The organism is Pseudonocardia sp. CA-142604, from assembly GCF_050948475.1.
GTDB lineage: Bacteria > Actinomycetota > Actinomycetes > Mycobacteriales > Pseudonocardiaceae > Pseudonocardia > Pseudonocardia alaniniphila.
Genome location: NZ_CP192045.1, coordinates 8196171 through 8208966, shown reverse-complemented (window position 1 = coordinate 8208966; position 12796 = coordinate 8196171). Strand labels below are relative to the sequence as shown.

Genomic DNA, 12796 nt, shown 5'->3' with positions numbered 1-12796 from the left:
CGGTCCGGGCGTACCGCTAGACCGTCGGGCCCGGGATGAGCTCGGCCAGCAGGGCGCGGACTCTGGCGTCGATGTCGTCGCGGACGGGACGGATCTCGTCGGGGCTCTTGCCTGCGGGATCCGGGAGTTGCCAGTCGAGGTAGCGCTTGCCGGGGAAGATCGGGCAGGCGTCGCCGCAGCCCATGGTGATGACGACGTCGGAGGCCTGGACGGCGTCGCTGGTGAGGAGCTTGGGCTGCTCGCGGGACAGGTCGATGCCGATCTCGGCCATGACCTGGCGAACGGCCGGGTTGATGGTGTCGGCGGGTGCCGAGCCCGCCGAGCGGACGGTGACGCTGCCGCGAGCGTGGTGGTGCAACAGGGCGGCGGCCATCTGGGAGCGGCCGGCGTTGTGCACGCAGACGAACAGCACTTCCGGAGTCACGTGCACTCCTTCCAGCGGCGGCGGGCGGCGAGGGAGACGTAGACCAGGGCGACCAGGACCGGAACCTCGATCAGCGGGCCGACGACACCGGCGAGGGCTTGTCCAGAGGTGACACCGAAGGTGGCGATCGCAACCGCGATGGCAAGTTCGAAGTTGTTGCCTGCGGCCGTGAAGGCCAGCGTGGTGGTGCGCTCGTAGCCCAGCCCGGCGAGCCTGCCGATGGCGAAGGAGCCTGCCCACATGATCGCGAAGTAGGCCAGCAAAGGGAGGGCGATCCGGGCCACGTCCAGGGGCCGGGAGGTGATCGCGTCGCCTTGCAGGGCGAAGAGGATCACGATGGTGAACAGCAGCCCGTAGAGGGCAAGGGGCCCGATGCGGGGCAGGAAGCGGGACTCGTACCAGTTCCGGCCGTGGGTGCGTTCACCGAGGCGGCGTGACAGGTAGCCGGCGACCAGCGGGACGCCGAGGAAGACCAGTACGGATCCGGCGACATGCCAAGGCGACACCGTCAGGTCGGTCTGGGGCAGCCCCAGCCAGCCGGGTAGGCCGTCGAGGTAGAACCAGCCCAGGCCGGCGAACGCGACCACTTGGAACACCGAGTTCAGCGCGACCAGTACGGCGGCGGCTTCCCGGTCGCCGCAGGCGAGGTCGTTCCAGATGATGACCATGGCGATGCAGCGGGCGAGCCCGACGATGATCAGCCCGGTGCGGTACGCGGGCAGGTCCGGCAGCAGCAGCCAGGCCAGCGCGAACATCAGCGCGGGGCCGAGGATCCAGTTGAGGAGGAGCGAGGTGATCAGCAGCCGGCGGTCGCCGGTGACGGTGTCGAGGCGGTCGTAACGCACCTTCGCCAGCACCGGGTACATCATCACGAGCAGCCCGAGGGCGATCGGCAGGGACACCCCGGCGACCGACACGGAGTCGAGTGCCGGCCCGAGTCCGGGGATCTCTCGCCCGGCGAGCAGGCCGACGGCCATCGCAACCAGGATCCAGACGGGCAGGAACCGGTCCAGTGTCGAGAGCTTCGCGACGACCGGCGCCGAGCTCGTCCGAACACTCACGAACCGACCGCCGACTCGCTCGGGACCAGAACGGCGGAGAGCCGGCCCAGCGCTTCAGGATGCACGCGGTAGTAGACCCACGTCCCTCGCCGCTCACCGGAGATCAGCCCGGCCGCGCGCAGCACCTTGAGGTGGTGGCTGATCGTCGGGCCGGAGAGGTCGAACACGTCGGTCAGCTCGCACACGCACGCTTCCCCACCGTCGTGTGAGGCGATGAGCGAGAGCAGGCGGAGCCGGACCGGGTCGCCCATCGCCTTGAACAGACGCGCCAGTTCCGTCGATTGCACGGCCGACAAGGGCTCGCGCACCAGCGGGGAGCAGCACCCCACCACCTCGGTCGGCTCGCCGAGCGACAGCCCCTGTTTCGACATTCTTCTACCTTGACAGTCGTCGAGATAGCGCGCAACCTCTGTCTCGACAGATGTCGAAACAAGGAGGGCCGTGGCCATGTCTCGAGTTCAGCTCGCCCTGCGGGTGTCGGACCTCGAAGGATCCATCGCGTTCTACCGGTCGCTGTTCGGTGTCGAGCCCGCCAAGCGCCGTCCCGGCTACGCCAACTTCGCGATTGCCGAACCGCCGCTGAAGCTCGTGCTCATCGAGGGTGAGCCCGACCAGCCGACCGTCATGGACCACCTCGGCGTGGAGGTCGAGACCACCGACGAGGTCCGTGACGCCACCGGCAGGCTGTCCGAGCTGGGGCTGTTCACACAGGTCGAGGACGACACCACCTGTTGCTACGCATTGCAGGACAAGGTGTGGGTACACGGCCCCGGCAAGGAGCCGTGGGAGGTCTACACCGTCAAGGCGGATGCACCCGACGCCACGTCGATCCACCCCGTGGGCGTGTCGGCGGCGGCAGCCTGCGAGTGCGGAACCCCGAGCCACAATGACGCCCAGGGGGATCAGACCGCCGACAGCAGCGCCTGCTGCTCGCCCGTGAACACCTGACCGATCGCCGTGGTGCCCGACATTGCCTCGTCCGGCGTCCAACGCCAGGAACTGCTCATCAAGCGGGCCGGCCGGGCATTCGTGCGGACCACGGAATGATGCTGGTTTCGCCATACTGCGATCTCGAGAGCAAACGTGGCCCTGCGCGGCGGCCAGGTTTCGCCGTTCCTCGCTCGAATCTGTGACCTCCCCCTCAAGGGCGGCGTGAAAGGTGTCGCCGACCGTAGCTGTGGGGAAGCCTTGACAGGCATGCGCGCGGTGGTGATCGGTGCTGGTATCGGCGGGGCGACCGGAGCGCTCGCCCTTGCCGAGATCGGTGTCGAGGTCGAAGTCCATGAAGCGGGTGCACGGCCCGTCGAGGACTGGGGATGGGTCACGCTCGGGCCCGCTGCGATGACCGGACTCGATCAGGTGGGTGTCGCCGACAGCCTGCGGGCCGTCGGCTTCCCCGTGACAAAGGTGCGCACTGTCGACATCGCTACCGGCGCGGCGTCGGAGTTTTCTCGCACTGAACCCACGCATCGGTACTCGAGTACCCATGTGTGGCGGCAGGACTTGATATCCATCCTGCGGAATCAGCTGGAAACGCTGGGTGTCAGCTGTCATTACGACAGTTCCGCAACAGCGGCCGATCTCGATGCGGACTTGATCGTGGGTGCGGACGGATCCCGTTCAGCGACCCGACGCTCACTCGGCAACCTGGTCGACCCCGCTTACACGGGCGAGATCATCCGTTATGGCCACCATCCCCGTCCGGTGGCCGGACTTCCGACCGGTGTGCTGCATTTCTGGCGCCACGGCAACGGTGTTGCCGGCTACGTCGGAGACGCCCGCGACGGCTCGTTCTGGTTCTCGCGCCACCAGAGTGACAGCCCGACCGCGACGGTCGACCTGCCGACGATGATCGTCCCGCTCCGAGACACGCCCGTGGGCCCCGTGCTCGACGGCTCTCGGGTGAGCCGCCCGATCGCGCTCTACGACCTCGACCCCACCGACGTCTGGCACCGCGGCCACACGGTTGTCATCGGCGACGCCGCCCATGCGCTGTCTCCTGCGGCCGGCCGGGGCGCAACCTCATCCATCGAGGACGCCGTCATCCTGGCCAAATACCTGCGGCAGAACCAGTTCGCCGTGCATCAGGCCCTCGAGTCCTTCACCAGCAACCGCCGCCCCGTCGCGCTCGCCGCCTACCGCCCCACGCCGGGACAGCGCCCTGTCGCGGCCACCGCGGAGGAGCTCGACTTGAGAGCGCAGCCTTCCAGCGAACGGCCCGCAGCCGGCCCGAAAGCACCACGAACGCAGTCGAGCGCCTGAAGATGCGAGTCGAATTCGGCTCGGGTCGTGTTCACGGCGTAGAAGCGGGCTCTATCGGGCGCCGGTCATGCCCTGCGGCCTGTTCGGGTTCGGAGCGACACTCACACACAGTCGGGTGGGCGAGGCGGTCGGACTGTGGAACGGGTGGCTTTTCGCCAGTTCAGAGCCGGCATGGACGCCTATCGTTCCGAGTGTGACTCGTTACAGGGCCATCGCCGCCGAGATCGCCGCGCGCGTCCGTGACGGTCATCTGGAGCCTGGCACCGAGCTTCCGACGGTCCGAGAGGCTGCCAGGATTGCGGCCACGAATCCGGCGATGATCGCACGCGCGTATCAGTATCTCGCCCAGCACGGCGTGGTCGTGCAGGACGATCGGCGCCGGTCCCGCATCGCTTCCGATGCCGTGTCGGCTGCCCACCAGCTCCTCGACGACGGGCGGGCGTTCCGGCTGGCCGGGAGCGACGACCCAGCGTTGCAGCTCGTGGTCGCTCACCTCGACCCGCAGATCCAGATCGTCGGCACTCGCGGTAGCTTCCCTGCCCTGCGTGCCTTGGCCCGCGGTGAGGCAGATGGGGCAGCGATCCACCTCCGCCATCGAAACGGCGCTTACAACACCCCGTTCGCTCGCTCACTACTGCGCGGCCGGTGCCCGCACGTGCTGCACCTGTGGCGCCGCGAACAGGGCCTGATCGTGCCGCCGGGAAACCCGCTGGCCATCACGACCCCCGCGGACCTGCACGGGCGACGGGTTGCCCGCCGCGAGCTCGGCGCGGGTACCCGGGTGCTGCTCGACCAGCTCCTGCACGATGCCGGCGCCGTACCCGACCCGACGCCCGCCGAGTTCCGCTCCCACCTGGAGATCGCTCTGGCCGTCGCGACCGGGGTGGCCGATGTCGGCCTCGGCGTGCGCGCGGTGGCCACCGCCCTCGACCTCGACTTCGTCTCCCTCACCTGGGAGAACTATGACGTGATCCTGGCTGAGGCCGCACTCGGCGCGGCCCATCCTCTAGTCGCCGCGCTGGGTGAGCACACCATCCGCAGCGCGATCACCGATCTGGGCGGATACGACCTCACCACTGCGGGGACGATCGAGCAGCTCGATGCGCCCGTCACCGTCCAGGCGTCGCCCGGACCGACGTCGGCGGTGCTCTAGCGGATCCGCCGACCGGTCTCGGCGCAGGAGTAACCGCCGAGTTTCTCCACTTCGTTGTGGAAGTCGGTCTGCCTCAGCAGGGCCCACAGTGGTGCGAGCACCTCGTCGTCCAGCCCGGTGGCGCGCAGGACGAGGTCGTAGGGCTCGCGGGCAACCGGGACGAAATCCAGTCCGAACGCCCGAGCCGCGGCCTGGATGCCCAGGCCGGTGTCGGCGCGGCCTGCAGCGACAGCGGCGGCAACACCGAGGTGGGTGTGCTCCTCGCGTGAGTAGCCGCTGATGGTGGTTGGGTCGACGTCGAGCTTGCCCAGTTCGTGGTCGAGCAGTACGCGGGTGCCGGCGCCGCGCTGACGGTTGACGTAACGCAGGTCGGGACGGGTGAGGTCGGCGATGCCGGTGAGGCCCAGCGGGTTGCCGGGGGCGACCAGGAGGCCCTGGTCGCGGTGCACGAGGCGGACCACGGCCAGCTCGGCGTCCGGGCCGAAGATCCGGTCCAGGTAGGGCAGCGTGTACTCCCCGGTGGCCGGGTCGAGCAGGTGCGATCCGGCCAGGTGGCACAGCCCGTCGCGTAGCGCGACCAGTCCGCCGAGCGACCCGACGTTCGACGATGCCAGGGTGATCAACGGGTCGGCCGCGCGCAGGGCCGACGCGGCGACGTCGAGGACCAGGTCGTGAGAGCCGATCGCGACGATCGTGCGCTCGACGTCAGCGAGCCCGCGCAACAGCTCGACCCGGACCTGCTCGCCGGCGTGGTGACCCTCCAGCCCGGCAGGCACAACCAGCAGACCGTCCGCGCGGACCAGCGAGGTCAGCACGCCGGCCGCACGCGGCAGAGGTGTCGCTACGACGTCGCCGCCGACACGGCCGAGCCGAACCCGCACCCAGTCGTCGGAGCCGATGGCCGAGGCCAGCTTGCGGGCCAGCCGGGCGGTGGTCGCCGGGCGCTCGCGCGGGGAGGCACCCTCGAGCGCGGCCAGCATCGGCGCGGCGAAGATGTCGAACGTCAGTGCGGCCGAGACCGGATAGCCGGGGGCGCCGAGGATCGGGGTGGCCGGGTTGCCGGCGACCGTGCCCAGCACGACAGGGTGGCCGGGGCGCACCGCGACGCCGTGAACGGCGAGGGAACCAGCGGCCGCTACCACCCGGGCGGTGTAGTCGTCGCGTCCGGCGCTCGACCCGGCGATCAGGATCACCAGGTCCGCGTCTGTGGCGGCCTCCCGGACCGCGGCCGTGATCAGGTCGGGGTCGTCGGCGACGATGCCGGTGGTTCGGGCATCGCAGCCGACCTCGACGGCCTGCGCGGCCAGCATCATCGAGTTGGTGTCGGCTATCTCGCCGGGGGCCAACTCAGTGCCGACGGGGCGGATCTCGTCGCCGGTCGGGATGATCACTACTCGGGGCTTCCGGCGCACCATCAGCTCGACAACGCCGGCCGCGGCGCAGGCGGCGATGTCGACCGGGCGCAGCCGGTGGCCCTCGGGCAGCAGCAACTCGGTGGCGCTGATGTCCTCGCCGATCGAGCGGACGTGCTGGTAGGGCGGCACGGCGGCCCGCAGCTCGGCGCGCCCGTCCGGCATGTGGTGCACGTGCTCGCGCATGACGACGGCGTCGTAGCCGGTCGGCAGCGGGTCGCCGGTGTCGACCAGCGCGAAGTCGTCCAGCAGCAGCGGCGTGCTCTCGGTGGCGCCGACCGTCTCGGCGGCCCGCACGGCGATGCCGTCCATGGCCGCGGAGTCGAACGCCGGGGAGGACCGACTGGCCCACACCGACTCCGCGGTGACTCGCCCGACCGCCTCCCTGACCGGCAGTACCACCGCGTCCACCCGAGGCGGGCAGCCCGCGGCGGCGGACGCCTCGCTCCACACCCACCGGGCCTGGTCGGCGGGGATGTCGGACACGAATGGGCTCGTCATCGGTACAGGATGACCTCCACCTCAGTGCCGCCGTCGAGGCCGGTTGCCGGCTCCGGGACGACCAGGTAGCCGTCCGCCCTGGCCAGCACGGACAGTAGGGCGGAGGGCCCGAACAGTGGCTCCGCGACGCCGTCACGCAAGGCGATCTGCACGACGTCCAGCCTGCCGGTGGCCGAAGCGAGGTCGCGGCTCAGCCGGGCGCGCACGGACGGCTGCGGCGGCGGTCGCTCGGCGCCCGCCAGCCGCCACACCAGCGGCACCCCGACCAACTGGAACACCACGAGCGCGGACAGGGGGTTGCCGGGCAGCCCGATCAGTGGCACACCCATACACTCGGCCAGCAACGTCGGCTTGCCCGGCTTGATGGCGAGCCCGTGGCACCAGATCTCGCCCAGCGCGGCCACCGCCCCCGCCGTCTCGTCGCGAGCGCCGACCGACGACCCGGCCGAGACGACCACCATGTCGGCGTCGCGGAGCGCAGACCGCAGCGTCGACTCCAGCGCGTCCCGATCGTCCAGCACGATTCCGGCCACCACCGGCTCCCCGCCGGCCTCGCGCACCAGCCCGGCGAGCGCTGACGCGGTGGCATCGCGGACCTGACCGGCCGCGAGCACGGCCGTCTCCGGCGGCACCACCTCGTCGCCGGTCGACACGATCGCGACCCGCGGGCGGGCGTGCACCGCCGCAGTCGTCACGCCGGCCGCGGCCAGGAACCCGAGTTGCGGGGCGCGCAGCGGCCGGCCCGCGCTCACCAGCACGTCGCCTGCTGCGGCGTCCTCGTCGGCCCGGACCAACCCGGATCCCGGAGCGACCGGACGGGTCACCTCGATGGTCCCGGGCATGGTCTCCGCCGTGTACTCGACCATGACCACCGCGTCCGCCCCGTCCGGCAGCACCGCGCCGGTCGGGATCGCCACGCACTTGCCGTGCGACACGACCACCGTGGGCGCGGCGCCCATCCGCACCGCTCCAGCCAGGTCGAGGTAGGAGGGCAGGCCCTCGGACGCACCGTAGGAGTCGGCGGCACGGATCGCGTAGCCGTCCACGGTGGAGCGAGCGAATCCGGGCATCGCCGAAGGCGCGCGTATGTCCGCGGCCGGCACCCGATGCAGCGCCTCGGCGAGCCCGACATCCTCGACGGCGGTGCGCCGGGCCGGACGGAACCCGGCCAGCGCCTCGCCGACCGTCCGGGCAGTGAAGAACTCGCGGTTCACCGGTCCGGCTGATCCTCCGCGCCTTCGGGCCGGGGCTGCGGCCGGGCCGCGGCCCCGCCCTTGTTCAGTCCCAGGACACTCACCACGGGTCCCAGCGCGACCTGACCGAGCCCGCAGATGGAGGTCTTGCGCATGGCCTCCTCCAGCCGCAGGATGTGCGCCCGCTGGTCGTCGTCCAGGTCCGAGCCCGTCTCGACGACGTCGCGCAGGATCGCGTGCGCCTTGGTCGAGCCCACCCGGCACGGCACGCACTTCCCGCACGACTCGTTACGGAAGAACCGCAGCACGTTCGTCGACGCGGCGAGCATGTCGGAGCCCTCGGCGAGCACGACCATCGCGCCCGAGCCGAGCATCGTGCCGTGCTCCACCGCGGTGCCGAAGTCCAGCGGCATGTCCAGCTTGTCCGGGCCGATGAAGTTCGACGAGGCACCGCCCGGCTGCACCGCCCCGACCTGCCGGCCGCCGGTAACTCCGCCGGCCAGCTCGACCAGGTCGCGCACGGTCGTGCCCATCGGCACGCAGTAGACGTCGGGCTTCTCGACATGGCCGGATACGGCGAAGAACTTCCAGCCCACCGAGTCGCCGGCGCCCTGGTCCTTCCACCACTGCGCCCCGCGCTGCACGATCACCGGAACGTCGGCGAACGTCTCCACCGAGTTGATGAGCGTGGGCCGGCCGTGGAGGCCGTAGTTGCCGGGGAACGGTGGCTTGTTCCGCGGCTCCCCGCGGTGGCCCTCCATGCACTCCAGCAGCGCTGTCTCCTCGCCGAGGATGTAGCCACCCGGCGAGACGAAGACGTCGACGTTCAGCCGTCGCCCGCTGCCGCACGCGTCGGGCCCGATCACGCCCGCGGCCCGTAGCGCGTCGATCTCCTCGCGGAGCACGTGCTCCTCGGGTCCGTACTCGTGCCGGATGAAGACCCAGCCCTCCTCGGCGCCGACCACGACCATGCCGAGCAACAGGCCCTCCAGCACGAGGTGCGGCTGCTGGGCGAGGATCTGACGGTCCTTGAACGTGCCGGGCTCGGACTCGTCGGCGTTCACGATGGCGTACTTCGTGGTGCCCGGCTCGGTGTCCCGGACCAGACTCCACTTCTGGCCGGTGGGGAAGCCCGCGCCACCCATCCCGCGCAGGCCGGAGTCCTTCAGCGTGGCGACGATGTCGTCGGCGTCCAGCTCGCCTGCGAGCAGTGCGCGCAGCGTGGTGTACCGCTCGGGGACTCCGGAGCCTGCAGGGTAGGGATCGTTCGGCCAGGGCTCGAGGCGGGTGGCCGCGGGCGCTTCGCCCACACCCCCGTCGCGGGCCGCCCCGACGAGGTCGTCCGTGTCGGCCACCGGTGCGGGGCGCTCGTTCACCGCCACCGCCGGGGCGATGTCGCAGCGGCCGAGGCAGGACACCTCGACGATCTCGACATCGTCGTCCTCGCCGTAGCGGTCGCGCAGCTCGGCGATTCGCGCCTCACCGTCGCGCAGCCAGCACGGCAGGTCGTGGCACACGTGCAGCGCAACCTTCGTCGGCGGCTCCGTGCGGAAGTGCGGATAGAACGAGATCAGGCCCTCGATCTCGTACCGCGGCCGGCGGGCGTCGCGGGCGAGCTCCTCCAGCTCCTCGCGCGGGAGCCAGCCGAGCCGGGCCTGGATCGCGTTGAGCGCCGGGATGAGCGACGGGCCGGGGAACTTACCGGCACGCGCCTCCACCCCGGGCACACGGCGCGCCCGCACGTCGGCCATGCGGTCGGACAGCTCGGTCATGCACGAACTCCAGCCGTTGCGATCGGGTCTTCGTGTGGGGTGCCGAGTGCCTCGACCTGCACCGCGCAGAACTTGAACTCGGGGATCTTGCCGAACGGGTCGACCTCGTCGATCGTCAGAAGGTTGGCCGCCGCCTCACGGAAGTGGAACGGGATGAAGCAGTTGCCCAGCTGCTCCCGGTGCGAGATGCGGACCAGCAGCTCGATCGTGCCGCGCCGCGATCGCACGCGGACCATCTCCCCATGGGCGACCCCGCGATCGGCGGCGTCCTTCGGGTGCATGTAGACCTCGGCGACCGGCGAGATCGCGTCGAGCGCGAACGAGCGCCGGGTCATCGAGCCGGTGTGCCAGTGCTCGAGCAGCCGGCCGGTGTTGAGCACCAGCGGGAAGTCGGCGTCGGGCAGCTCGCGGGGCGGAAGCCACTGCGCGGGCACGAGATGGGCGAGCCCGTCGTCGGTGTTGAACTTCTCGTCGAACATGACGATGGTGCCGTCGCTGTGCTCCGGGTCGTCGTTCGGGTAGAGCTTCCCGGACAGCCCCAGGTTGCCGTACGAGAGGTTCTTGTACGACGGCATGAGCTCGACCATCTCGTCGAAGACCTCGCTTGGGCTGCCGTAGGTCCAGTTCAGCCCGATGCGGCGCGCGATGTCCTGCACGATCTCCCAGTCGGGCCGTGCCTGGCCGGGAGGGTCCATCACCTTGCGGCCGAGCTGCACCCGGCGGTCGGTGTTGGTGTACGTGCCGACCTTCTCCAGGTAGGAGCTCGCCGGCAGGATCACGTCGGCGAACTCGGCGGTCTCGGTGAGGAAGATGTCCTGGACCACGAGGAAGTCCAGCGCCGACAGCGCCTTGCGGACCTTGTTGATGTTGGGGTCGGACAGGAACGGGTTCTCCCCGAGCATGTACATCCCGCGCACGCCATCGGGCTGCAGCACCGACTTGATGATCTCGGTGACCGTCAGGCCGCGGTTGGGATCGAGGGTGGTGCCCCACGCCTCCTCGAAGTGCCGGCGCGTGACGTCGAGGTCGACGCCCTGGTAGTCGGGGTAGAACATCGGGATCAGCCCGGCGTCGGACGCGCCCTGCACGTTGTTCTGCCCGCGCAGCGGGTGCAGCCCCGTGCCCGGACGCCCGACGTTGCCGGTGATCGAGCACAGCGCGATGAGGCAGCGAGCGTTGTCGGTGCCGGTGGTGTGCTGGGAGATCCCCATCCCCCAGTAAATGACGCCGGCTCCGGCCTCGCCCCAGATCCTCGCGACCTCGCGGATCGTGTCGGCGTCGACGCCGGTGATCTGGGCGGCGCGCTCCGGTGGGTAGTCGGCGACGGTGCGCGCGAGCTCGTCGTAGTTGGACGTGCGGCTCGCGATGAACTCGCGGTCGATCATCCCGAGGCGGATCACCTCGTGCATGATCGAGTTGTAGAACGCGACATCGGTGCCGGGCTTGAGCTGCACGAAGATGTCGGCGTGCTCAGCCACGGTGGACGCGCGCGGGTCGATGTAGATGATCTTCGTGCCGTGCCGGCGGGCCTGCTTGAAGAACGAGCTGGCCACCGGGTGGTTGGCCGTGGGGTTCGAGCCGGTGATGATCACGACGTCGGCGTTCGCCACGTCGCCGTAGGTGGTGGAGACCGCACCCGAGCCGACGCCCTCGAACAGCGCCGCCACCGACGAGGCGTGGCAGAGCCGGGTGCAGTGGTCGACGTTGTTGGTGCCGAAGCCGGTACGGATGAGCTTCTGGAAGAGGTAGGCCTCCTCGTTGGAGCACTTCGCCGAACCGAACCCGGCGATCGCGCCCGGCCCGCCTTCGGCGTGGATCTCCCTGAGGCGGCGGGCGACCAGGTCGAGAGCCTCCTCCCAGGTCGCCTCCCGGAAGTAGGGCATGACCTCGTCGTAGTCGACCAGGCCGCCGGGCTTGTGCTTGCCGCCGCGCTTGTCGCCCGGCTTGCGCCCGCCGCCGCTGCGGTTGCCTCCGCTGCCCCCGCGTCCCCGGTCGTTGTCGCCGTCGCCTCGGACGTCGGCCGACAGCGGGCCCTTCGGGTAGGCCGTGTCGACGCGGATCAACGGAGTGGTCAGCCGCTGAGGGGAGGCCGAGTAGTCCCAGCCGTACCGGCCCTTCACGCACAGCCGGCTCTGCGAGCCGGGCTGATCCCGGCCCTCGGCGAAGGAGATCGCGCCGCGCTCGCGGTCGACGTAGTAGGTCAGCGCGCAGCCGACACCGCAGTACGGGCAGACGCTGTCGACAGCGTCCAGCTCTTCGCGCGGACGGATCGGGATCCCGCGGATGGGCTTGTTGGTCAGGGCTCCCGTGGGGCAGGCCTGCACGCACTCGCCGCAGGTGACACATGAGCTGGCGCCCATCGGGTCGTTCAGGTCGAACGCGATCCGGGTCGAGTAGCCCTTGCCGGAGCGGCCGATGACGTCGTTGCCCTGGATGTCGTCGCAAGCCCGCACGCAGCGGTCGCACAGGATGCAGGCGTCGTGGTTGACGTCGATGACCGGGTTGGACGAGTCGGTGCCGCGGCCCGAGCCACAGGGCAGTTCGGTGGTCTCTCGGGCCACCCCGAAGCCGTCGGCCAGATCGAGCAGCAGGTTGTCGCGGGTCGTGGTGTCCTTCGGGTCCTCGGCGCGCGGCGGCTGGTCGGCCATCAGCAGTTCGGTCAGGGTGGCGCGACTGCGCTCCAGTTCCGGGGTGGAGGTCTTGACCTCCATGTTGTCCTCGCACGGGCGCACACACGCGGCGGCGAACACCCGCCCGCCGGTGTCGACGACGCACATCCGGCACACCCCGACCGGGTCGTAGCGCTCGTCATGGCACAGCACGGGGATGTCCACGCCGACCTGTTTGGCCGCGTCGTAGATGGAGGTGCCGTCAGGCACGGTGACCGAGTGCCCATCGATCGTGGCGGTGACCGTCCGTACGGCGGTCGACGGATCCTGCACGGATGTCATCTCGACTCCCTACCGGTGGTGCATACCACATACAACGTAGTCACTCTGCGCCCGGTTTGGCGATTCT

The 12796-nt window shown here is 70.3% G+C and carries 10 protein-coding genes; 3 read left to right on the top strand and 7 right to left on the bottom strand.

All coding sequences use genetic code 11. The features are described from left to right. Positions 1–16: 16 nt before the first annotated feature. From ACQPZQ_RS37205 to ACQPZQ_RS37195, 3 genes are read right to left on the bottom strand one after another with little or no spacing between them, the layout of a single operon-like run. Positions 17–430: an arsenate reductase ArsC gene (locus ACQPZQ_RS37205; RefSeq protein WP_433288856.1), complete on the bottom strand. Its 414-nt coding sequence runs from the start codon at positions 428–430 to the stop codon at positions 17–19. Continuing rightward, on the bottom strand, positions 421–1485 hold the full coding sequence (gene arsB / locus ACQPZQ_RS37200; RefSeq protein ID WP_433288854.1) for an ACR3 family arsenite efflux transporter: 1065 nt from the start codon (positions 1483–1485) through the stop codon (positions 421–423). Before arsB ends, ACQPZQ_RS37205 begins: the two co-directional genes overlap by 10 nt. Next, positions 1482–1856 carry an ArsR/SmtB family transcription factor gene (locus ACQPZQ_RS37195; RefSeq protein ID WP_433299541.1) on the bottom strand — a complete coding sequence of 125 codons (375 nt, stop codon included), beginning with the start codon at positions 1854–1856 and terminating at the stop codon, positions 1482–1484. Before ACQPZQ_RS37195 ends, arsB begins: the two co-directional genes overlap by 4 nt. Positions 1857–1932: 76 nt before the next feature. Here ACQPZQ_RS37195 and ACQPZQ_RS37190 point away from each other — a divergent pair, with 76 nt between their 5' ends. The 3 genes from ACQPZQ_RS37190 to ACQPZQ_RS37180 all read left to right on the top strand — a co-directional run bounded on the left by ACQPZQ_RS37190 (position 1933) and on the right by ACQPZQ_RS37180 (position 4900). Continuing rightward, positions 1933–2433 carry an ArsI/CadI family heavy metal resistance metalloenzyme gene (locus ACQPZQ_RS37190; RefSeq protein ID WP_433288852.1) on the top strand — a complete coding sequence of 167 codons (501 nt, stop codon included), beginning with the start codon at positions 1933–1935 and terminating at the stop codon, positions 2431–2433. 135 nt (positions 2434–2568) lie between these two features. Then, complete coding sequence (locus tag ACQPZQ_RS37185) at positions 2569–3747, top strand: FAD-dependent oxidoreductase (RefSeq protein ID WP_433288850.1); 1179 nt, start codon at positions 2569–2571, stop codon at positions 3745–3747. A 193-nt stretch (positions 3748–3940) separates the two neighbouring features. Further along, on the top strand, positions 3941–4900 hold the full coding sequence (locus tag ACQPZQ_RS37180) for a substrate-binding domain-containing protein (RefSeq protein WP_433288847.1): 960 nt from the start codon (positions 3941–3943) through the stop codon (positions 4898–4900). Here the strand turns inward: ACQPZQ_RS37180 and ACQPZQ_RS37175 are convergent. From ACQPZQ_RS37175 to fdhF, 4 genes are read right to left on the bottom strand one after another with little or no spacing between them, the layout of a single operon-like run. After that, the gene (locus ACQPZQ_RS37175; protein ID WP_433288845.1) at positions 4897–6813 is read right to left on the bottom strand and encodes a molybdopterin biosynthesis protein; all 1917 of its coding nucleotides are present in this window, start codon (positions 6811–6813) and stop codon (positions 4897–4899) included. The genes ACQPZQ_RS37180 and ACQPZQ_RS37175 overlap by 4 nt on opposite strands. Further along, positions 6810–8027: a molybdopterin molybdotransferase MoeA gene (locus ACQPZQ_RS37170; protein ID WP_433288843.1), complete on the bottom strand. Its 1218-nt coding sequence runs from the start codon at positions 8025–8027 to the stop codon at positions 6810–6812. Before ACQPZQ_RS37170 ends, ACQPZQ_RS37175 begins: the two co-directional genes overlap by 4 nt. Beyond that, positions 8024–9778 carry an NAD(P)H-dependent oxidoreductase subunit E gene (locus ACQPZQ_RS37165; RefSeq protein WP_433288841.1) on the bottom strand — a complete coding sequence of 585 codons (1755 nt, stop codon included), beginning with the start codon at positions 9776–9778 and terminating at the stop codon, positions 8024–8026. Before ACQPZQ_RS37165 ends, ACQPZQ_RS37170 begins: the two co-directional genes overlap by 4 nt. Further along, on the bottom strand, positions 9775–12729 hold the full coding sequence (fdhF, locus tag ACQPZQ_RS37160) for a formate dehydrogenase subunit alpha (RefSeq protein ID WP_433288839.1): 2955 nt from the start codon (positions 12727–12729) through the stop codon (positions 9775–9777). Before fdhF ends, ACQPZQ_RS37165 begins: the two co-directional genes overlap by 4 nt. Positions 12730–12796 lie beyond the last annotated feature (67 nt).